General features: G+C 45.0%; 33 protein-coding genes. 25 read left to right on the plus strand and 8 right to left on the minus strand.

All coding sequences use genetic code 11. The features are described 5' to 3' along the window. The first annotated feature begins 7 nt into the window (after window positions 1-7). The 24 genes from rplB to rplQ all read left to right on the plus strand — a co-directional run bounded on the left by rplB (window position 8) and on the right by rplQ (window position 11,773). Complete coding sequence (gene rplB / locus ELZ11_RS17015; protein WP_137358603.1) at window positions 8-832, plus strand: 50S ribosomal protein L2; 825 nt, start codon at window positions 8-10, stop codon at window positions 830-832. A gap of 19 nt (window positions 833-851) precedes the next feature. Further along, the gene (gene rpsS, locus ELZ11_RS17020; protein WP_004736729.1) at window positions 852-1,130 is read left to right on the plus strand and encodes a 30S ribosomal protein S19; all 279 of its coding nucleotides are present in this window, start codon (window positions 852-854) and stop codon (window positions 1,128-1,130) included. A gap of 10 nt (window positions 1,131-1,140) precedes the next feature. Then, window positions 1,141-1,473 carry a 50S ribosomal protein L22 gene (gene rplV, locus ELZ11_RS17025; RefSeq protein WP_004736732.1) on the plus strand — a complete coding sequence of 111 codons (333 nt, stop codon included), beginning with the start codon at window positions 1,141-1,143 and terminating at the stop codon, window positions 1,471-1,473. Between the two features lie 18 nt (window positions 1,474-1,491). Beyond that, window positions 1,492-2,190, plus strand: a complete 699-nt coding sequence (gene rpsC, locus ELZ11_RS17030) for a 30S ribosomal protein S3 (protein WP_004738797.1) — start codon at window positions 1,492-1,494, stop codon at window positions 2,188-2,190. Window positions 2,191-2,201: 11 nt separating this feature from the next. After that, on the plus strand, window positions 2,202-2,612 hold the full coding sequence (gene rplP / locus ELZ11_RS17035) for a 50S ribosomal protein L16 (protein ID WP_004398466.1): 411 nt from the start codon (window positions 2,202-2,204) through the stop codon (window positions 2,610-2,612). Continuing rightward, a complete protein-coding gene (rpmC, locus tag ELZ11_RS17040; protein ID WP_004736737.1) occupies window positions 2,612-2,803 on the plus strand; it encodes a 50S ribosomal protein L29 in 192 nt (63 codons plus the stop codon). The genes rplP and rpmC overlap by 1 nt, the downstream gene beginning before the upstream one ends. After that, window positions 2,803-3,057: a 30S ribosomal protein S17 gene (gene rpsQ, locus ELZ11_RS17045; protein WP_137358604.1), complete on the plus strand. Its 255-nt coding sequence runs from the start codon at window positions 2,803-2,805 to the stop codon at window positions 3,055-3,057. The genes rpmC and rpsQ overlap by 1 nt, the downstream gene beginning before the upstream one ends. 162 nt (window positions 3,058-3,219) lie before the next feature. Then, window positions 3,220-3,591, plus strand: a complete 372-nt coding sequence (rplN, locus tag ELZ11_RS17050) for a 50S ribosomal protein L14 (protein WP_004738793.1) — start codon at window positions 3,220-3,222, stop codon at window positions 3,589-3,591. Between the two features lie 11 nt (window positions 3,592-3,602). After that, the gene (gene rplX, locus ELZ11_RS17055) at window positions 3,603-3,920 is read left to right on the plus strand and encodes a 50S ribosomal protein L24 (protein ID WP_113795478.1); all 318 of its coding nucleotides are present in this window, start codon (window positions 3,603-3,605) and stop codon (window positions 3,918-3,920) included. Window positions 3,921-3,944: 24 nt separating this feature from the next. Continuing rightward, window positions 3,945-4,484: a 50S ribosomal protein L5 gene (gene rplE / locus ELZ11_RS17060; RefSeq protein WP_137358605.1), complete on the plus strand. Its 540-nt coding sequence runs from the start codon at window positions 3,945-3,947 to the stop codon at window positions 4,482-4,484. A 17-nt stretch (window positions 4,485-4,501) separates the two neighbouring features. Beyond that, window positions 4,502-4,807, plus strand: coding sequence for a 30S ribosomal protein S14 (gene rpsN, locus ELZ11_RS17065; protein ID WP_047047646.1), 306 nt, complete (start codon window positions 4,502-4,504; stop codon window positions 4,805-4,807). 29 nt (window positions 4,808-4,836) lie between these two features. After that, window positions 4,837-5,229 (plus strand): 30S ribosomal protein S8, encoded by a 393-nt coding sequence (gene rpsH, locus ELZ11_RS17070; RefSeq protein ID WP_004738788.1) that lies wholly within the window; start codon window positions 4,837-4,839, stop codon window positions 5,227-5,229. Between the two features lie 13 nt (window positions 5,230-5,242). Continuing rightward, window positions 5,243-5,776 (plus strand): 50S ribosomal protein L6, encoded by a 534-nt coding sequence (gene rplF / locus ELZ11_RS17075; RefSeq protein WP_137358606.1) that lies wholly within the window; start codon window positions 5,243-5,245, stop codon window positions 5,774-5,776. A 9-nt stretch (window positions 5,777-5,785) separates the two neighbouring features. Then, the gene (rplR, locus tag ELZ11_RS17080; RefSeq protein ID WP_137358607.1) at window positions 5,786-6,139 is read left to right on the plus strand and encodes a 50S ribosomal protein L18; all 354 of its coding nucleotides are present in this window, start codon (window positions 5,786-5,788) and stop codon (window positions 6,137-6,139) included. 14 nt (window positions 6,140-6,153) lie between these two features. After that, window positions 6,154-6,654, plus strand: a complete 501-nt coding sequence (gene rpsE, locus ELZ11_RS17085; RefSeq protein ID WP_137358608.1) for a 30S ribosomal protein S5 — start codon at window positions 6,154-6,156, stop codon at window positions 6,652-6,654. Between the two features lie 7 nt (window positions 6,655-6,661). Beyond that, window positions 6,662-6,838, plus strand: coding sequence for a 50S ribosomal protein L30 (rpmD, locus tag ELZ11_RS17090; RefSeq protein ID WP_004736756.1), 177 nt, complete (start codon window positions 6,662-6,664; stop codon window positions 6,836-6,838). A gap of 5 nt (window positions 6,839-6,843) precedes the next feature. Further along, window positions 6,844-7,278 (plus strand): 50S ribosomal protein L15, encoded by a 435-nt coding sequence (rplO, locus tag ELZ11_RS17095; RefSeq protein WP_137358609.1) that lies wholly within the window; start codon window positions 6,844-6,846, stop codon window positions 7,276-7,278. Between the two features lie 20 nt (window positions 7,279-7,298). Further along, complete coding sequence (gene secY / locus ELZ11_RS17100; RefSeq protein ID WP_137358610.1) at window positions 7,299-8,633, plus strand: preprotein translocase subunit SecY; 1,335 nt, start codon at window positions 7,299-7,301, stop codon at window positions 8,631-8,633. A 40-nt stretch (window positions 8,634-8,673) separates the two neighbouring features. Beyond that, window positions 8,674-8,787 (plus strand): 50S ribosomal protein L36, encoded by a 114-nt coding sequence (rpmJ, locus tag ELZ11_RS17105; protein ID WP_000868186.1) that lies wholly within the window; start codon window positions 8,674-8,676, stop codon window positions 8,785-8,787. Window positions 8,788-8,935: 148 nt separating this feature from the next. Beyond that, window positions 8,936-9,292 (plus strand): 30S ribosomal protein S13, encoded by a 357-nt coding sequence (rpsM, locus tag ELZ11_RS17110; protein WP_017029081.1) that lies wholly within the window; start codon window positions 8,936-8,938, stop codon window positions 9,290-9,292. Window positions 9,293-9,311: 19 nt separating this feature from the next. Further along, window positions 9,312-9,701 carry a 30S ribosomal protein S11 gene (gene rpsK / locus ELZ11_RS17115; RefSeq protein WP_004738778.1) on the plus strand — a complete coding sequence of 130 codons (390 nt, stop codon included), beginning with the start codon at window positions 9,312-9,314 and terminating at the stop codon, window positions 9,699-9,701. Window positions 9,702-9,732: 31 nt separating this feature from the next. Then, a complete protein-coding gene (rpsD, locus tag ELZ11_RS17120) occupies window positions 9,733-10,353 on the plus strand; it encodes a 30S ribosomal protein S4 (protein WP_137358611.1) in 621 nt (206 codons plus the stop codon). Window positions 10,354-10,375: 22 nt separating this feature from the next. Continuing rightward, on the plus strand, window positions 10,376-11,368 hold the full coding sequence (locus ELZ11_RS17125; protein WP_004729813.1) for a DNA-directed RNA polymerase subunit alpha: 993 nt from the start codon (window positions 10,376-10,378) through the stop codon (window positions 11,366-11,368). Between the two features lie 24 nt (window positions 11,369-11,392). After that, entirely contained in the window at window positions 11,393-11,773 is a 381-nt protein-coding gene (gene rplQ / locus ELZ11_RS17130) for a 50S ribosomal protein L17 (protein WP_004729812.1), read from the plus strand. Between the two features lie 144 nt (window positions 11,774-11,917). Here the strand turns inward: rplQ and ELZ11_RS17135 are convergent, their stop codons facing one another. Together ELZ11_RS17135 and bamJ are read right to left on the minus strand one after the other, a co-directional pair. Further along, window positions 11,918-12,406, minus strand: a complete 489-nt coding sequence (locus tag ELZ11_RS17135) for a DUF2780 domain-containing protein (RefSeq protein WP_137358612.1) — start codon at window positions 12,404-12,406, stop codon at window positions 11,918-11,920. A 96-nt stretch (window positions 12,407-12,502) separates the two neighbouring features. Next, entirely contained in the window at window positions 12,503-13,123 is a 621-nt protein-coding gene (gene bamJ / locus ELZ11_RS17140) for a BamJ family beta-barrel-assembly machinery protein (protein ID WP_137358613.1), read from the minus strand. Between the two features lie 213 nt (window positions 13,124-13,336). Between bamJ and ELZ11_RS17145 the strand changes: the two genes are divergently transcribed. After that, the gene (locus ELZ11_RS17145; protein ID WP_137358614.1) at window positions 13,337-13,894 is read left to right on the plus strand and encodes a LysM-like peptidoglycan-binding domain-containing protein; all 558 of its coding nucleotides are present in this window, start codon (window positions 13,337-13,339) and stop codon (window positions 13,892-13,894) included. 23 nt (window positions 13,895-13,917) lie between these two features. Here ELZ11_RS17145 and ELZ11_RS17150 read toward each other — a convergent pair whose 3' ends face one another. The 6 genes from ELZ11_RS17150 to ELZ11_RS17175 all read right to left on the minus strand — a co-directional run bounded on the left by ELZ11_RS17150 (window position 13,918) and on the right by ELZ11_RS17175 (window position 18,592). After that, a complete protein-coding gene (locus ELZ11_RS17150) occupies window positions 13,918-14,784 on the minus strand; it encodes a DMT family transporter (RefSeq protein WP_137358615.1) in 867 nt (288 codons plus the stop codon). After that, window positions 14,784-15,236 carry a GNAT family N-acetyltransferase gene (locus ELZ11_RS17155; protein ID WP_137358616.1) on the minus strand — a complete coding sequence of 151 codons (453 nt, stop codon included), beginning with the start codon at window positions 15,234-15,236 and terminating at the stop codon, window positions 14,784-14,786. The genes ELZ11_RS17150 and ELZ11_RS17155 overlap by 1 nt, the downstream gene beginning before the upstream one ends. A gap of 57 nt (window positions 15,237-15,293) precedes the next feature. Beyond that, entirely contained in the window at window positions 15,294-15,860 is a 567-nt protein-coding gene (locus ELZ11_RS17160; protein WP_137358617.1) for a Crp/Fnr family transcriptional regulator, read from the minus strand. An 81-nt stretch (window positions 15,861-15,941) separates the two neighbouring features. Beyond that, window positions 15,942-17,687, minus strand: a complete 1,746-nt coding sequence (locus ELZ11_RS17165) for a lysophospholipid acyltransferase family protein (RefSeq protein ID WP_137358618.1) — start codon at window positions 17,685-17,687, stop codon at window positions 15,942-15,944. 2 nt (window positions 17,688-17,689) lie between these two features. Beyond that, window positions 17,690-18,142: a hypothetical protein gene (locus ELZ11_RS17170; RefSeq protein WP_137358619.1), complete on the minus strand. Its 453-nt coding sequence runs from the start codon at window positions 18,140-18,142 to the stop codon at window positions 17,690-17,692. A gap of 12 nt (window positions 18,143-18,154) precedes the next feature. After that, the gene (locus tag ELZ11_RS17175) at window positions 18,155-18,592 is read right to left on the minus strand and encodes a YHS domain-containing (seleno)protein (RefSeq protein ID WP_137358620.1); all 438 of its coding nucleotides are present in this window, start codon (window positions 18,590-18,592) and stop codon (window positions 18,155-18,157) included. Between the last annotated feature and the right edge of the window lie 18 nt (window positions 18,593-18,610).

Consider the following 18,610-nt stretch of genomic DNA (forward strand, 5'->3'; position numbering starts at 1 on the left):
GTTAAAAATGGCTATTGTTAAATGTAAGCCGACTTCCCCTGGTCGTCGTCACGTCGTTAAAGTTGTTAACGCTGACCTACACAAGGGTAAGCCATACGCACCACTTCTAGAGAAAAACTCTAAGAACGGTGGTCGTAACAACAACGGTCGTATCACAGTACGTCACATCGGCGGTGGTCACAAGCACCACTACCGTGTAATTGACTTCAAACGTACTAAAGATGGCATCCCAGCGAAAGTTGAGCGTCTAGAATACGATCCAAACCGTAGCGCAAACATCGCTCTAGTTCTGTACGCAGACGGTGAGCGTCGTTACATCATTGCACCAAAAGGTGTTCAAGCAGGTGACCAGATTCAATCTGGTGCGGATGCGCCAATCAAAGCAGGTAACACTCTGCCGATGCGTAACATCCCAGTAGGTTCTACTGTACACTGTGTTGAACTTAAGCCTGGTAAAGGTGCTCAACTAGCTCGTTCGGCTGGTGCTTATGCTCAAATCGTTGCTCGCGACGGTGCATACGTAACAATCCGTCTACGTTCTGGTGAGATGCGCAAAGTACTTTCTGAAGGTCGTGCAACGATCGGTGAAGTTGGTAACTCTGAGCATATGCTACGTGAACTTGGTAAAGCTGGTGCTTCACGCTGGCGCGGCGTACGTCCAACCGTACGTGGTGTAGTAATGAACCCGGTGGATCACCCACACGGTGGTGGTGAAGGCCGCACATCTGGTGGTCGTCACCCAGTTTCTCCTTGGGGCGTTCCTACTAAGGGCTTCAAGACTCGTAAGAACAAGCGCACTGACAAGTACATCGTACGTCGTCGTAACAAATAATCTATAAAGAGGAATCGCCATGCCACGTTCTCTCAAGAAAGGTCCTTTTATTGACCTACACTTGCTGAAGAAGGTAGAGAAAGCGGTGGAAAGCGGAGACAAAAAGCCTATTAAGACTTGGTCCCGTCGCTCAATGATCATCCCAACAATGATTGGTTTGACCATCGCTGTCCATAATGGTCGTCAGCACGTACCAGTATTCGTTACCGAAGAAATGATCGGTCACAAACTGGGCGAATTTGCACCAACTCGTACTTATCGCGGTCATGCTGCAGATAAGAAAGCTAAGAAGAAGTAAGGAGTAGATGATGGAAGCTTTAGCTAAACATAACTTTGCTCGTATTTCTCCACAGAAAGCTCGCTTAGTTGCAGACCAAATTCGCGGTAAGTCGGTAGACCAAGCTCTAGAAATCCTAACTTTCAGCAACAAAAAAGCTGCTGTTTTAGTTAAGAAGGTTCTTGAGTCAGCTATCGCTAACGCGGAACATAACGAAGGTGCAGATATCGACGATCTAAATGTCGCTAAAATCTTCGTAGATGAGGGCCCTATCATGAAGCGTATTATGCCTCGTGCTAAAGGTCGTGCGGATCGTATCTTGAAGCGTTCAAGCCACATCACTATTGTTGTAGCAGATCGCTAAAGACTAGGAGAGTAAGCAATGGGTCAGAAAGTACATCCTAATGGTATTCGTCTTGGCATCGTTAAGCCTTGGAATGCTACATGGTTTGCTAATACCAAAGATTTCGCTGACAACCTAGACGGCGACTTCAAGGTACGTCAGTTCCTTACAAAGGAACTACAAAAAGCATCACTATCTCGTATCGTTATCGAGCGTCCAGCTAAGAGCATCCGTGTGACTATTCACACTGCTCGTCCTGGCGTTGTTATCGGTAAGAAAGGTGAAGACGTTGAGAAGCTACGCGCAGCTGTAGCTAAAATCGCAGGTGTACCAGCGCAGATTAACATCGCTGAAGTACGTAAGCCTGAGTTAGATGGTCAGCTTGTAGCTGATAGCATCGCGTCTCAACTAGAGCGTCGTGTTATGTTCCGTCGTGCTATGAAGCGCGCAGTACAAAACGCAATGCGTCTAGGCGCTAAAGGTATCAAAGTGGAAGTAAGTGGTCGTCTAGGCGGCGCTGAAATCGCACGTTCTGAGTGGTACCGTGAAGGCCGTGTGCCTCTACACACTCTACGTGCAGACATTGATTACGCAACTTCTTCGGCTCACACTCAATACGGTGTGATCGGCATTAAAGTTTGGATCTTCAAAGGTGAGATTCTAGGCGGTATGCCAGCTGCTAACGCAGTAGAGCCTAAAGGCGATAAGCCTAAGAAGCAGCGTAAAGGCCGTAAGTAAGGAGTCGAACGATGCTACAACCAAAACGTACTAAGTTCCGCAAGGTTCAGACTGGTCGTAACCGTGGTCTAGCTAAAGGTACTGAAGTGAGCTTCGGCGAATTCGGTCTTAAAGCTGTAGGCCGTGGCCGTATCACTGCTCGTCAAATCGAAGCGGCACGTCGTGCTATGACGCGTCACATCAAGCGTCAAGGTCAAATCTGGATTCGTATTTTCCCAGACAAACCGATTACTGAAAAACCTCTTGAAGTTCGTCAAGGTAAAGGTAAAGGTAACGTTGAGTACTGGGTAGCACAAATCCAACCTGGTAAGGTTATGTACGAAATGAATGGCGTACCTGAAGAGTTGGCACGTGAAGCGTTCCGCCTAGCGGCACGTAAACTGCCTGTTAAAACTACTTTTGTAACTAAGCAGGTGATGTGATGAAAGCACAAGATCTACGCGAAAAGAACGTTGAAGAGCTTAACGCTGAGCTTTTGAATTTGCTACGTGAACAGTTCAACTTGCGCATGCAAGCTGCAACTGGTCAACTACAGCAAACTCATACTCTAAAAGCTGTACGCCGTGATATCGCACGTGTGAAAACTGTTTTGACTGAAAAGGCAGGCGCATAATGAGCGAAACTAACCGCATCCAGCAAGGTCGTGTTGTAAGTGACAAGATGGACAAGTCTATCGTTGTTGCTATCGAACGTACTGTAAAACACCCAATTTACGGTAAATACGTTAAGCGCACGACTAAAGTACACGCACACGATGAAGACAACGTTTGTGGCCTAGGCGACAAAGTTGAAATCGCAGAGTGTCGTCCTCTGTCTAAGACTAAGTCTTGGACATTGGTTAAAGTTATAGCAAAAGCGAAGATTTAATCTTTGTAATTCTATAGCTTTCAAGCGGCTCCAAAATTTTTTTTGGGGCCGCTTGTTTTTTGTCTACCCAATTTAAAAAAAGGGTGGTACAATTCGCGTCCCTTTTAAAGAGGCAGCCCGACCCGAGAGGGTCTAGTTTTAATATTTAGCGGAGCACTAACAATGATCCAGATGCAAAGTACACTTGACGCAGCAGATAACTCTGGCGCGCGCAAGGTAATGTGTATTAAGGTTCTGGGTGGCTCTCACCGCCGTTATGCACATATCGGTGACATCATCAAAGTTACAGTTAAGGAAGCAATTCCTCGCGGTAAAGTAAAAAAAGGTGATGTTCTGAAGGCGGTAGTAGTGCGCACCCGTAAAGGCGTTCGTCGCCCAGACGGTTCTGTCATTCGCTTCGACAGTAATGCTTGTGTATTGTTAAACGACACTACTGAGCAACCAGTCGGCACACGTATCTTTGGTCCTGTGACTCGTGAACTTCGTAACGCGAAATTCATGAAAATTGTGTCACTAGCACCTGAAGTTCTGTAAGGAGCGGCAACATGGCAGCTAAAATCCGTCGTAATGACGAAGTAATCATTCTTGCTGGTAAAGATAAAGGCAAGAAAGGTAAGGTAACTAAGGTTCTGACAACTGGTAAAGTTATCGTTGAAGGTATCAACCTTGTTAAGAAACACCAAAAGCCGGTTCCGGCTCTAGGTCAACAGGGTGGCATCGTTGAACAAGAAGCAGCTATTGATGCTTCTAACGTTGCAATCTTTAACGCGGCTACTGGTAAAGCAGACCGCATCGGTTTCCGTATTGAAGATGGTAAGAAAGTTCGTTTCTTTAAATCTAACGGCGAAATCGTTTCTAACTAATTAGAAGTAATTTGGAGTTCTACTATGGCGAAACTGCATGATTACTACAAGTCGTCTGTAGTCGCTGAGCTTACCAAAGAGTTCAGCTACACAAGCGTCATGCAAGTCCCTAGGATTGAGAAAATCACCCTAAACATGGGCGTTGGTGAAGCAATCAACGATAAGAAACTGCTAGAAAACGCAGCAGCTGATATGGCAACGATCTCTGGTCAAAAGCCTCTTATCACTAAAGCGCGTAAATCTGTAGCTGGTTTCAAAATTCGTGAAGGCTACCCAATTGGTTGTAAAGTAACCTTGCGTGGTGAGCGCATGTGGGAATTTTTAGAGCGTTTAATCTCTATCGCACTTCCACGTGTACGTGATTTCCGTGGTGTTAGCGCTAAGTCTTTTGACGGTCGCGGTAACTACAGCATGGGCGTTCGCGAGCAAATCATCTTTCCGGAAATCGACTACGATAAAGTCGATCGTGTCCGCGGTCTTGATATCACTATCACGACGACTGCTGGTTCCGATGAGGAAGGCCGTGCTCTGCTGGCTGCCTTTAACTTCCCATTCCGTAAGTAAGGTGTAGGGTTACTGTTATGGCTAAACAATCAATGAAAGCACGTGAAGCTAAACGTGCGAAACTAGTAGCTAAGTTCGCTGAAAAGCGTGCTGCGCTAAAAGTTATCATTAGCGATGTAAACGCATCTGAAGAAGATCGTTGGAATGCGGTTCTTAAACTGCAATCTCTTCCACGTGATTCAAGTGCATCACGTCAGCGCAACCGTTGCAACCAAACTGGTCGTCCACACGGTTACCTACGTAAGTTCGGTCTAAGCCGTATTAAGGTTCGTGAAGCTTGCATGAAAGGCGAGATTCCGGGTCTTCGTAAGGCTAGCTGGTAATTGCCACTTAATCATTTGGAGTAAATCTTATGAGCATGCAAGATCCGATTTCGGATATGCTGACCCGCGTTCGTAACGGTCAGGCAGCAAACAAAGTTGCTGTAAAAATGCCTTCTTCAAAGCTTAAAGTTGCAATTGCTGCATTGCTTAAAGCTGAAGGTTACATCGTTGACTTCGCTGTTGAAGGCGAAGCAAAACCTGAGCTAGAAGTTACTCTTAAGTACTTCCAAGCTAAACCTGTAATCGAGCAAATCAAACGTGTATCACGTCCTGGTCTAAGAGTTTATAAAAATAAAGACTCTTTACCAACTGTGATGGGCGGTCTTGGTATTGCTGTTGTTTCCACTTCCAAAGGTCTTATGTCTGACCGTGCTGCTCGCAAAGCAGGTCTTGGTGGTGAAATCATCTGTTACGTAGCTTAATAAGGAGTAGACTATGTCTCGTGTTGCTAAAGCACCTGTCGCTATTCCAGCTGGCGTAGAGGTGAAACTAAACGGCCAAGAAATCACTGTAAAAGGTGGTAAAGGTGAGCTAACTCGCGTTCTTAACGGCGCAGTAGTGATTGCACAGGAAGAAAACAACCTAACTTTCGGTCCGAAAGAAGGTGTTGCTAACGCATGGGCACAAGCTGGTACAGCTCGCGCACTAGTTAACAACATGGTTGTTGGTGTTACTCAGGGCTTCACTAAGAAATTAGTGCTTAAAGGTGTAGGTTACCGTGCTGCTATGAAAGGCAACGCTGTAGGTCTAACACTTGGCTTTTCTCACCCAGTAGAGCACGCTCTACCTGAAGGTATTAAAGCTGAATGCCCTAGCCAAACTGAGATCATTATTACTGGTTGTGATAAGCAACTAGTTGGTCAAGTTGCGGCTGACATTCGTTCTTACCGCGAACCTGAGCCTTACAAAGGTAAAGGTGTTCGTTACGCAGATGAAAATGTGCGTACTAAAGAAGCTAAGAAGAAGTAAGGTATCACTATGGATAAGAAAGCATCTCGCATCCGTCGTGCTACACGTGCACGTCGTAAGATTGCAGAACTTGGTGCAACTCGCCTGGTAGTACACCGTACTCCTCGCCACGTTTACGCACAAGTTATCGCGGCAAACGGCTCTGAGGTTATCGCAGCTGCTTCTACTGTAGAAAAAGCGATCCGTGAGCAAGTTAAGAATACTGGTAACGTTGACGCTGCTAAAGCTGTAGGTAAAGCTATTGCTGAGCGCGCTATCGAAAAAGGCATCTCTGATGTAGCTTTCGATCGTTCTGGTTTCCAATACCACGGTCGAGTAGCGGCACTAGCAGATTCTGCTCGTGAAGCTGGTCTGAAATTCTAAGGTAGGGTTGGAAGATGGCTAAAGAACAACAACAAGCTAATGATTTGCAAGAAAAGCTGATCGCAGTTAACCGTGTATCTAAGACGGTTAAAGGTGGTCGAATCATGAGCTTCACTGCACTAACAGTAGTTGGTGACGGTAATGGTCGCGTAGGTTTCGGTTACGGCAAAGCTCGTGAAGTACCTGCAGCGATTCAAAAAGCAATGGAAAAAGCGCGCCGTAACATGGTTACAGTTGCGCTAAACGAAGGCACTCTTCACCACCCGGTGAAAGGTCGTCATTCGGGCTCTAAAGTTTACATGCAGCCAGCTGCAGAAGGTACAGGTGTAATTGCCGGTGGTGCAATGCGTGCTGTACTTGAAGTTGCAGGTGTACACAACGTACTATCTAAAGCATACGGTTCTACGAACCCTATCAACATCGTTCGTGCAACGATTGATGCTCTAGCTAGCATGAAGTCACCAGAAATGGTTGCTGCTAAACGTGGTCTAACTGTTGAATCTATTTCGGAGTAAGCACACGATGGCAACTATTAAAGTAACTCAAACTAAAAGCTCAATTGGTCGCCTACCTAAGCACAAAGCGTGCTTGAAAGGTCTAGGCCTTCGTCGCATCAACCATACAGTAGAACTTGAAGATACTCCGTGCGTACGCGGTATGATCAACAAGGTTTACTACATGGTTAAGATTGAGGAGTAATCAGAATGCGTTTGAATACTCTATCACCGGCTGCTGGCTCTAAACCTTCTAAGAAGCGTGTAGGTCGTGGTATCGGTTCTGGCCTTGGTAAAACAGGTGGCCGCGGTCACAAAGGTCAAAAGTCACGTTCTGGCGGCTCTGTTCGTCCAGGTTTCGAAGGCGGTCAAATGCCTCTGAAACAACGTCTACCTAAATTCGGTTTCACTTCTCGTAAGAGCCTAGTGTCTGCTGAAGTTCGTCTAGCTGAGCTAGCGAAGGTAACAGGTGACGTAGTTGACCTAAACAGCCTTAAAGCTGCTAACGTAATCACTAAGAACATCGAGTTCGTAAAAGTTGTTCTTTCTGGTGAACTTAGCAAAGCTGTGACTGTTAAAGGTCTACGCGTGACTAAAGGCGCTAAAGCTGCAATCGAAGCTGCAGGCGGTAAAATCGAGGAATAATCTCGAGGAACGAGGTACAGATGGCTAAGAAACCAGGACAAGATTTTCGTAGTGCTCAGAGCGGCTTAAGTGAACTAAAGTCGCGCTTATTATTCGTAGTGGGTGCTCTTTTAGTATTCCGAGCCGGCTCTTTTGTGCCGATTCCTGGTATTGACGCAGCTGTACTTGCCGATTTGTTCGAACAGCAAAAAGGTACCATCGTAGAAATGTTTAACATGTTCTCCGGTGGTGCTCTTGAGCGTGCATCTATATTAGCATTGGGCATCATGCCGTATATTTCGGCATCTATTGTTGTCCAATTGCTAACTGTAGTTCATCCAGCGTTAGCGGAACTCAAGAAAGAGGGTGAAGCAGGCCGTCGTAAGATCAGCCAATATACACGCTACGGCACGCTTGTACTTGCAACATTCCAAGCTATTGGTATTGCAACTGGCTTACCAAACATGGTCGATAATCTGGTTGTTATCAACCAAACCATGTTTACGCTAATTGCTACCGTGAGTTTAGTAACTGGTACCATGTTCTTAATGTGGTTAGGTGAACAAATCACTGAGCGAGGAATCGGTAATGGTATTTCCATTCTGATTTTTGCAGGTATTGTTGCTGGATTGCCTTCGGCAATCGGTCAAACAATCGAGCAAGCGCGTCAAGGTGAATTGCATGTGCTTCTTCTGCTGTTAATTGCGGTTTTATCTTTTGCTGTAATTTACTTCGTAGTTTTCATGGAACGTGGTCAACGTCGTATCGTCGTTAACTACGCGAAGCGTCAACAAGGTCGTAAAGTTTTTGCAGCACAAAGTTCTCACTTGCCTCTTAAGATTAATATGGCAGGTGTTATACCAGCGATTTTTGCATCAAGTATTATCCTGTTCCCAGGAACATTGGCTCAGTGGTTCGGTCAGAACGGTGAGAGCAGCGCATTCGGTTGGTTAACTGATGTGTCTTTGGCTCTTAGCCCAGGTCAGCCTCTGTACGTAATGCTTTATGCTGCAGCTATTATCTTCTTCTGTTTCTTCTATACAGCGTTGGTGTTTAACCCGCGTGAAACAGCTGATAACTTGAAGAAGTCTGGTGCATTCGTACCCGGTATCCGCCCAGGTGAGCAGACAGCGAAATATATCGATAAAGTGATGACAAGATTGACCCTAGCGGGCGCTCTATACATTACTTTTATCTGTCTGATTCCTGAATTCATGATGGTCGCGTGGAACGTTCGTTTCTACTTCGGCGGTACATCACTACTTATCGTAGTAGTTGTAATCATGGATTTCATGGCACAGGTACAGACTCATCTGATGTCACAACAGTATGATTCTGTGTTAAAGAAAGCGAATCTGAAAGGTTACGGCCGTTAATCGGCGGTAACAGTTTCAGTTCCATTTACGGAGTTTAGCAATGAAAGTTCGTGCTTCCGTTAAAAAAATCTGCCGTAACTGTAAAGTTATCAAGCGTAACGGTGTCGTTCGCGTGATTTGCAGTGAGCCAAAGCATAAGCAACGCCAAGGCTAATTAGCAGAAATTTTTACTTGAAATATAAGGTAGTGTCGAGTATATTCCTCGGCCTACCTTTTGCGTGCAAAAGAAGTAGTATGCCGCAGCGTATCCATAACGGGCTTTGCTGCGGATAATTCTTTTATGAACCCCTTAGGAGTGAATAATGGCCCGTATAGCAGGCATTAACATTCCTGATCACAAGCATTCTGTGATTGCATTAACTGCAATTTACGGCATCGGTAAAACTCGCTCTCAAGCTATCCTAGCTGAAGTGGGTATTGCTGAAAATGCTAAGATCAGTGAACTAACTGAAGAGCAGATCGATCAACTGCGTGATGGTGTAGCTAAGTACACTGTAGAAGGTGATCTACGTCGTGAAGTATCGATGAACATCAAGCGTCTTATGGACCTTGGCTGTTACCGCGGTCTTCGTCATCGTCGCAGTCTACCACTACGTGGACAGCGTACTAAAACCAACGCTCGCACCCGTAAGGGTCCGCGCAAGCCGATCAAGAAATAATCGGATAAGGTAGAGTACAATGGCAAAACAACCAACTCGCGCGCGTAAGCGCGTACGCAAGCAAGTAGCTGATGGCGTAGCGCACATTCATGCTTCTTTCAACAACACAATCGTAACTATCACTGACCGCCAAGGCAACGCTCTTGCATGGGCTACAGCAGGTGGTTCAGGTTTCCGTGGTTCTCGTAAATCTACTCCGTTCGCAGCACAAGTTGCAGCTGAGCGTTGTGGTGAAATGGCTAAAGAATATGGCCTAAAGAACTTGGAAGTTATGGTTAAGGGTCCAGGTCCAGGTCGCGAATCTACTGTTCGTGCACTGAACGCTGCTGGTTTCCGTATCACTAACATTGTTGATGCGACACCAATCCCTCATAACGGTTGTCGTCCACCTAAGAAACGTCGCGTTTAAGTTTCGTTTCTAGGAATATTGGAGAAAGATCATGGCAAGATATTTGGGTCCTAAGCTGAAGCTTAGCCGTCGCGAAGGTACAGACTTATTCCTTAAGTCAGGTGTACGCGCGATCGATACCAAGTGTAAAATTGATAACGCACCAGGTGTACACGGCGCTCGTCGCGGTCGTCTATCTGAGTATGGCGTTCAGCTTCGTGAGAAGCAAAAAGTTCGTCGTATCTACGGCGTTCTAGAAAAACAATTCCGTAACTACTACAAAGAAGCTGCACGTCTTAAAGGCAACACAGGTGCAAACCTACTTCAGCTTCTTGAAGGTCGTCTTGATAACGTAGTTTACCGCATGGGCTTTGGTGCAACTCGCGCTGAATCTCGTCAGCTAGTTAGCCACAAAGCTATCCTAGTTAACGGTAAAGTTGTAAACGTTCCTTCTTTCAAAGTAGCGGCTAATGACGTTGTTTCTATCCGCGAGAAAGCTAAACAGCAATCTCGTATCAAAGCTGCTCTAGAAGTTGCTGAACAACGTGAAAAACCAACTTGGATTGAAGTAGATGCTGGCAAAATGGAAGGTACATTCAAGCGTATGCCTGAGCGTTCTGACCTATCAGCTGACATCAACGAACACTTGATCGTCGAACTTTACTCTAAGTAAGGTTAAAAAAAGAGAGGACACAATGCAGGGTTCTGTAACAGAATTTCTTAAGCCGCGTCTTGTTGACATTGAACAGATCAATACGACACACGCAAAAGTAACTCTTGAGCCATTAGAGCGCGGTTTCGGCCACACTCTAGGTAATGCTCTTCGCCGCATTCTTCTATCTTCTATGCCGGGTTGTGCCGTAACAGAAGTTGAAATTGAAGGTGTGCTACACGAATACAGCACTAAAGAAGGCGTTCAGGAAGATATCCTAGAAATCCTTCTAAACCTTAAAGGTTTGGCTGTACGCGTTGCTGAAGGCAAAGATGAAGTGTTTATTACACTGAACAAATCAGGCTCAGGCCCTGTTGTTGCAGGTGACATCACCCACGATGGTGATGTAGAGATCGCTAACCCTGAGCACGTAATTTGTCACCTAACGGATGACAACGCTGAGATCGCTATGCGTATCAAAGTTGAACGTGGTCGTGGTTACGTTCCAGCTTCAGCTCGTATCCATACTGAAGAAGATGAGCGTCCAATCGGTCGTCTACTTGTTGACGCTACATACAGCCCGGTTGATAAAATCGCTTACGCTGTTGAAGCGGCACGTGTAGAGCAACGTACTGATTTAGACAAGCTTGTTATCGATATGGAAACGAACGGTACTCTTGAACCTGAGGAAGCTATCCGTCGTGCAGCTACAATTCTAGCTGAACAATTGGATGCGTTCGTAGATCTTCGTGATGTACGTGTACCTGAGGAGAAGGAAGAGAAGCCAGAATTCGATCCAATCCTACTGCGTCCTGTAGACGATCTTGAACTAACAGTTCGCTCTGCTAACTGTTTGAAAGCAGAAGCGATTCACTACATCGGTGATCTTGTACAGCGCACTGAGGTTGAGCTACTTAAAACGCCAAACCTTGGTAAGAAATCTCTTACAGAGATTAAAGATGTGCTTGCTTCACGTGGTCTTTCTCTAGGCATGCGTCTAGAAAACTGGCCACCAGCGTCAATCGCTGAAGATTAATCGAAAAGTTAGAAGGATTAGGTCATGCGCCATCGTAAAAGTGGTCGTCAACTCAACCGCAACAGCAGTCATCGTAAAGCGATGTTCAGCAATATGGCTAGCTCTCTTGTTCGTCACGAAGTTATCAAAACTACCGTGCCAAAAGCAAAAGAACTACGTCGCGTAATTGAGCCGTTGATTACCCTAGCTAAGACAGACAGTGTTGCTAACCGTCGTCTTGCATTTGCACGCACTCGTGATAACGAAGTTGTTGCAAAACTATTTAATGAACTAGGCCCGCGTTTTGCGGCTCGTCAAGGCGGTTACACTCGCATTCTTAAATGTGGTTTCCGTACTGGTGATAAAGCTCCAATGGCTTACATTGAGCTTGTAGACCGCCCAGCTGCTGAAGAAGCTGCTGAGTAATCTATACTAGATTGTTAATACAAAAAGCCGAGCATTAGCTCGGCTTTTTTGTATCTGTCGCATTTTCCACTTATAAAACCACTGTTCGTTTTAAATACACTTTCGTTGTACGTTAGGTTACTTCAACCCACCTTAGCGTTTGTCTTATTGCCAAATATTCCCAAGTGAACTTAACAGCGAAGAGCTTGCTCCTTGAGATTGAAGCACTTGCAGAATAATTGGAGCAAAGGTGCTAATCAAAGATGGATCCATACCTAAGCTTGAGAATGCACTCGCAACAGTACTGTTGTCACTGAGTAGGCTAGTCAGCCCTGTTTGTTGTAGTGTAGACATTCCTGGAATCAGACCGCTTAGCTCATTATTTTCTGCTGAGCTTAATGAGCCTTGGGCTAATGCTAACAAAGAACCAATACCACCAGCAGCTTGTTCAGTAGTCACTGAAGCTTGCTTGGCGACTGTATCTGTTAGTTCTGAACTTTGGCTTTGTTGGTTCCACATTGAAAGCGCAGTCGATAACGCAGATTGGGAGAGCTGAGAGTAGTTAGTTGAAGAAGTGTTATCTGACGAATCAGAAGTACTTGCGCATGAAATAACAGCCAAGCTGCTTAGAGCCACTACGATTGCTTTTTTCATTATTCGTCCTTAAGTAATAAAGCAAAAAGTACTATCACTATAAACGAAAAACGGCGATGTTACATCGCCGTGAATATCTATTAAGCTTATATTTACTTAAAGAATAGCTAGTAGCTCAACTTCGAATACTAGTGCTGCGAATGGTGGGATTGATGCACCAGCGCCACGCTCACCGTAAGCAAGATCTTGAGGGATGTATAGTTTCCACTTAGAACCAACAGGCATTAGTTGAAGAGCTTCAACCCAACCTTTGATTACGCCAGTTACAGGGAACTCAGCTGGTTGACCACGAGATACAGAGCTGTCGAATACAGTACCGTCTGTAAGTTCACCGTGGTAGTGAACGCGTACTTGTTTGTCTGAAGTTGGGATTTCGCCAGTACCTTCAGTTAGTACTTCGTATTGAAGACCAGACTCTAGAACCGTTACTTCTGAACGAAGAGCGTTGTCTTTTAGGAATACTTCACCATCTGCAGCAGCAGCTTTTGCAGCTTCTTGACGAATCGCTTCTGCACGAGTGTGTAGTTCTTGAAGAGCGTTGTTGATCTCATCAATTTCGATAGCTGGCATGTCGCCAGTTAGAGCTGTTGCGATACCAGCAGCGATAGCGTCAACGTTTAGGCCTTCAAGACCAGAACCTGCAAGTTGTTGGCCCATTTGTAGACCGATACCGTAGCTAGCTTTTTGCTCAACGGTTTCAAATTTTACTTCAGACATGAATGTCACTCTTATTTGTGTAGAGAAAGGGAAAGGATACCAGTTCTGACTTATTGAAGAAATCCCTTGCCCTACGGATATCCGCAAAGCATCGTACTTAGCTCTCAAAAATGTTTGAATTCTGTCATTTCCGGTAAGGAAGCTTTGAAAAACCTATACTCAACGGCATTTGCTTTTTATACTCATACTAGTTTTATTCTCAGGCTAGGATCTATGAATCGTCGTCATAAAAAAAAGCAACAAGTGGATTATGTTGAGTTAATCAAGACTCGGCTTAATAGCATTGATGTGTCACAGCTAAAGACGAAGGTCAGCTCCGCTTGGCTTACATTACCGGCTTTGCATCGCAAGCTGCTGATGGTCATTGTGCCAATTGTCGCGATTCTTCTTGTACTACCTGCTCCAAAACCTTCAGAACCCGAAGTGTCTCCAACTACGCGCGTTGAGCTTGAAATTAGTACGGTAGGCTTGAGTGAACAAAAAAGCACAGAACAGAAAGAGCTAAAGTCGACTCAGTGGAAGGAATACAGCGTTAAAAAAGGCGACACTCTGGCACAAGTTTTCCGTAATAATCAATTACCGCTCGCAGACCTCAACGCCCTGGTTAAAATTGAAGGACAAGACAAGCCGTTGAGCCGTATTCGACAAGGGCAATTGGTGCGTTTCAAATTAGCGGAAAGCGGTAAGCTTGATATTTTGCAGCTAGAAAAAGACGGGACGTCGGTTATGTTTTTCAGGCTTTCCGATGGCGGTTTTGGGCGAAGCAAGTAAGGGGTCTTGCCCCTTAATATTCACTAAAACTCTGTCGCTTTACACGGACTCTTTTTACGCTTAGCTCTTTTAAGTGGCATCAGCGGCAGAATAATCAGCAAAATTCCAGCGGCAGTAAGCCAATCTGGTACTTCACTGAACCACCATATCCCAAATAACGTAACAAATATGAGCCCCGAATATTCCGCGAGGGCGATCTGTCCTGCCGGTGCTTTACGATAAGCAGCAACAGCCAGCCCGTTATAACTCAAAATACATATAGCGCTTAATGCCACATACCCAAGAGCTTCCCAGCTTACAGGCTGCCAATATAACAAGCATAACCCTAATGACACTGGAATAGAGAATAACGTTGTCCACCAGAGTGTTGTGATTACAGTTTGCTCGCTAGGCAGTTTCCTTACCAACACATTGAATAGAGCGAGTGTACAAGCGGTACCTAGCGCAAAGAATGCAGCCCAATGGAATTGCGATGGTCGTAATACAATCATCACACCAATGAAGCCAATCACTGTCGCGATGACTTTGGTCAATGGCGGTGTTTCTTTCAGTAGAACAATTGATAGTGGGAGCATAAGCAAAGGAGCGGCATAGAACACCGCATTAGCCGTAGCTAAGGGAAGGTAGGTGACTGCCACAACCATACAGCCACTTCCGATGAGAATTAAATGAGCTCTCAAGAAAGTGACTTTAGACTGCTTTAATGTTCGTTGTGCTTTATTTTGAAGTATCCACAAAGGAAAAATGAAAATGAGCGACAGCAGTTGGCGAGCGAACATATATTGATAAGGAGAGACTGCTCCATCCAATACTTTTACAGAGACGTCAGAAAGCGCAGCTAACAAGTTGCCTAAAACCAGCAAAAGAACTGCTACGCTTTGGCTCGACATTATTTAGATAATCTCATATCAATATGAGGGATATCATCTTCAAGGTACATCTCAGAAATTTGTTCAAAGCCATGAAGCTGATAAAAAGCTTTTAGGTGCTCTTGAGCGCCGATGTCTATTGTGTTGTCTGGCCATAATTGCTGGCAACGTTGCAGTGATTGCGTCAGTAATTGGTGCCCTAAGCCATTTCCACGAGCAGACTGCTTGGTGGCGATTCGGCCAATGCTCACGTTATCGTAGGTCGTGCCTGCTGGTAGCAAGCGAGCGCAAGCGACGAGCTCGCCTTTTATGAACCCCATTAAGTGCTGAACCCCTGTTTGATGGTCTTTATCATCCAACTCTGGATAAGGACAGGTTTGTTCAACGACAAAAACATCAACTCGTAGTTTGAGTAGTTGATACAGCTGAGACGTTGATAATTCAGAGAATGGAATGCACTGCCAAGTAATCATGATGGGGTCCTGAAGTAAAAAGGATCATGACTGTAGCAGCGCCGGTTTAATTCAGCATTAACAATTGTTAAGGCGTGCTTTAATTCTACTTAAACTTATTGCAGTAATGCCTAGGTAGGCCGCTATTTGATTATCGTTGAGCCTTTCTTCAAGGTCAGGATAGTGTTCACAGAACAACTGATAACGCTGCTCTGGGGTGTACAGCAACATAAAGCGTTCTTTGTTCTCTTTATGCATGAGTTGCGTTTCCAACAGCTTGATGTATAGCGGATTGGATTCCGTTCTCCATTCCGCTAAGGCGCTCATTGGTAGTTGCAAAAGAACGATCGGTGTTAATGTTTCAAGTAGGTAAGGCGAGGCTTGTTGCTTGATTAGGCCCTCAAAGCCCATTACCCAATCTTGCTCCCAGTAAAACTCTTTACTGAATTGCTTACCTTCCTCTGTGAGGTAACAAGCATGACACAGCCCTTCAATAATAAAATAGAACGACTCTGCGACTTCACCTTGGTTGATCAAGATATGACGGGTAGGCAATTCAAGCGGTTTGGCGATATCAACCAGTGAATCAATTTCACTGTCGGTAAAGTTAAACGCTTTTAATTGTTGAATGAAAGTCGAGTGCATAATAGAAAATAAGCCAAGAATGATAACGAAATAATGTCATCATTCTTGGCCTACGTACAGTCTTAGCCGACGTGACTAGTATTACTGATCCAAGTAGGTTTTCGCTTCGTCTTTACCCATGTATTTCCCAAGCGTTTTCAGCGGCACCTTTTTAAGGTTCACAACAATCAGCCCATCGAGTGCATTGTTAAAGGCTGGGTCAACGTTAAAGCACACCAATTTCCCATTCATGCCTAGATATTGACGTAATAAGACGGGCAGTCCTTTTCCTTGTTCCATACGCGCTAGTACTTTCGATAACAAAGGGACACTCGCCAAAGAGCTCAATAAATGCGTTTGCCAGAACACATTGTTGTTGGATCTCAGTGGGGAGGAAGCTGATACAAGCGTCGCCTTTTCTTGATCGTAGTGATGTATCGAAAGCGTTGCCGCCATAAGTTGGCGTGCAGTGTGACTGTAGTCGTTACTGATACTGACAGGACCGAAAAGGTGCGTATATTTCGGGTTTCGCGCCACAAAAGTCGCGATACCTTTCCACAGCAGTAATAGAGAATTGAGACTACGTTGATAATTTTTACTGACGACAGAGCGGCCGAGTTCAATACTATTGTCGAGTTTAGTAATGAAACTTTCGTCGTAGTTGAACAAGCTTCGAGAATAGAGCCCTTGCAAGCCATGTTCTGCAATCAGTTCATCGACTAGCCCCATTCGATAGGCCCCAACGAGTTCGCGATTACCATTGTGCCAGACGAATAGTTGGTTGTAGTAAAGGTCGTATTCATCGACATCACAAGCGAGCCCGCTGCCTTCTCCTACCTCTCGAAAACTTTCTTCTCTGATTCTCCCTATTTCTTGCATGAGTTTGGGAATGTGATGGCTCGGTGAGTAGTAAACGGAAAACTCACCTTGTTCAAGGAGCAACAAAGAGCTGGGTAAAGCATCGATTTCTCGTTGTAGCTCTATCGCGTTAACCGGTTCAATGATCGGTGTATTAAAGTGAGGGGCGGAGTCGGTATCAAGATTTACTTCATCGCTTTTGCTCATTAGATAAGTATTGAGGCGTAAATAGCTGACAATATCGACGTCTTTTTCAAACCCCTTTACTTCCGAAAAGGGAATCGCTGATCCAATAGAAATTGAAATGGTTTTTGCTTGTTTGTTTAAAAGTTCTCGACCTAATAGCGCGGTGCGTAGGAGAGGGTGAACTCGACCGGCTTGATAGAAAAGCTCGCTGTTTTTTCCACTAATGAAAATTGGCACCGTTGTGGCTTGATTACGCTTGACGAATTTCGCGACCGATTTACTCCATTCAATATCGGTGAGTTTCTTCTCTCCTTTCGGGTAGGCGGATACTTCCCCTGCTGGGAACACAATCAATAATCCGCCATCGGCCAAATGACGATGTGCATCGCGTACCGCTTTGGAGTTGGTGTGCTGAGAGCCTTTACCATTGAATACGTCAATGCCGATAAAAAGATCATCGAGTTCGGGTAAGCGTTTGAGGAGCTGATTCGCTAGAACTTTTACATCCTGCCTGACGGATCCAATGAGATCGGCAAGGATCACACCTTCAATAGCACCTAGTGGGTGATTTGCCACAATGACGACAGGCCCTTCACTCGGGATATGATCGATAGTGCCGCTTTCCACATCGTACGCAATGTTAAGTGCATCGAGTGTATGATTCATAAATTCGAAGCTGGATAGCTTTTCAGGGCGTTGCTGATAAAGATGATCCAGTTTAGATAGTCCTGTTGCCCACTCGACAACGGATTCACCTAAACCAAAAGGTGTGTAACGAGGTAAACGAAACGGACTACTAATCATAATTATGCTGCCTTATTAACAAGTTGATATAAGAAACCGTTTTGATCTTTTAAATCTTTAATGCTCAAGAAAGCGCCACATAGCCACACGAGACACGCCATACCAAACAATAAGCCACCGTCATGTCCGACAATCTCACCGGCCGCGTTAAACTCTGGCATTTGAATACCGAGTGGTGTGAACAAGTGGAAAAAAATCGCACCAGTCATGATTCCGGTGCTCATTACCGCGCCCAACCCATGAAGTTTGCTGAATAGTAAAATGGCCGCAAACAGTTCAGCGAAGCCAATCATGTAGCCACCAAATACGCCAAACCATGTAAGGCCTGACCATTCGGCAAGCGTGCCAAAAATATGCTCTGTTTCGTATGAGCCTGTGAACTTGAAGAACAGAGATTGAACAAACACAAATGCGATGAAAGCCGATGGAATGTGTTTAGTTGCTTGAAATGTCATAAGTGATCCTTGTTATTTAATTAGCTCAGGCCAGTTTTTGTCTGCTTGTGTAATGTGCTGTGGACGGTCGGCATCCCAGCGCTGTTTAATTTCTTTGTCGTAGTTGAGGTACAACTTGTCATCCACAATGGCCCAATACATAGGATCACCAGGGGCAAAATCATTTTTCGCAGATACTGCCCATGCACAATATCCACCATACTGAGGAGCATATTTTTCAGGATTATGAACAAAGGCATCTAAATTCGACTGAGAAGCGAAGTACCACGTTGCACCTTTGTATTCAGTCGTGAATTCTTTACTGCCTTTAACTGGTTGGCTTTCGGTGAAATACGCTACGGTGTCGTAGCCCTCTAGCGCTTTACTGCTGAAAAATCCTGTGTAAATTTCGTCCGCGGCAAAAGCCATTTGGCTGATGGAAAACAGCAATAGCGCAAATATTTTTTTCATGACAATTCCTTATCTGTC

The sequence above is a fragment of the Vibrio profundi genome (assembly GCF_005281835.1).
In the GTDB taxonomy this organism is placed as follows: Bacteria; Pseudomonadota; Gammaproteobacteria; order Enterobacterales; family Vibrionaceae; genus Vibrio; species Vibrio profundi.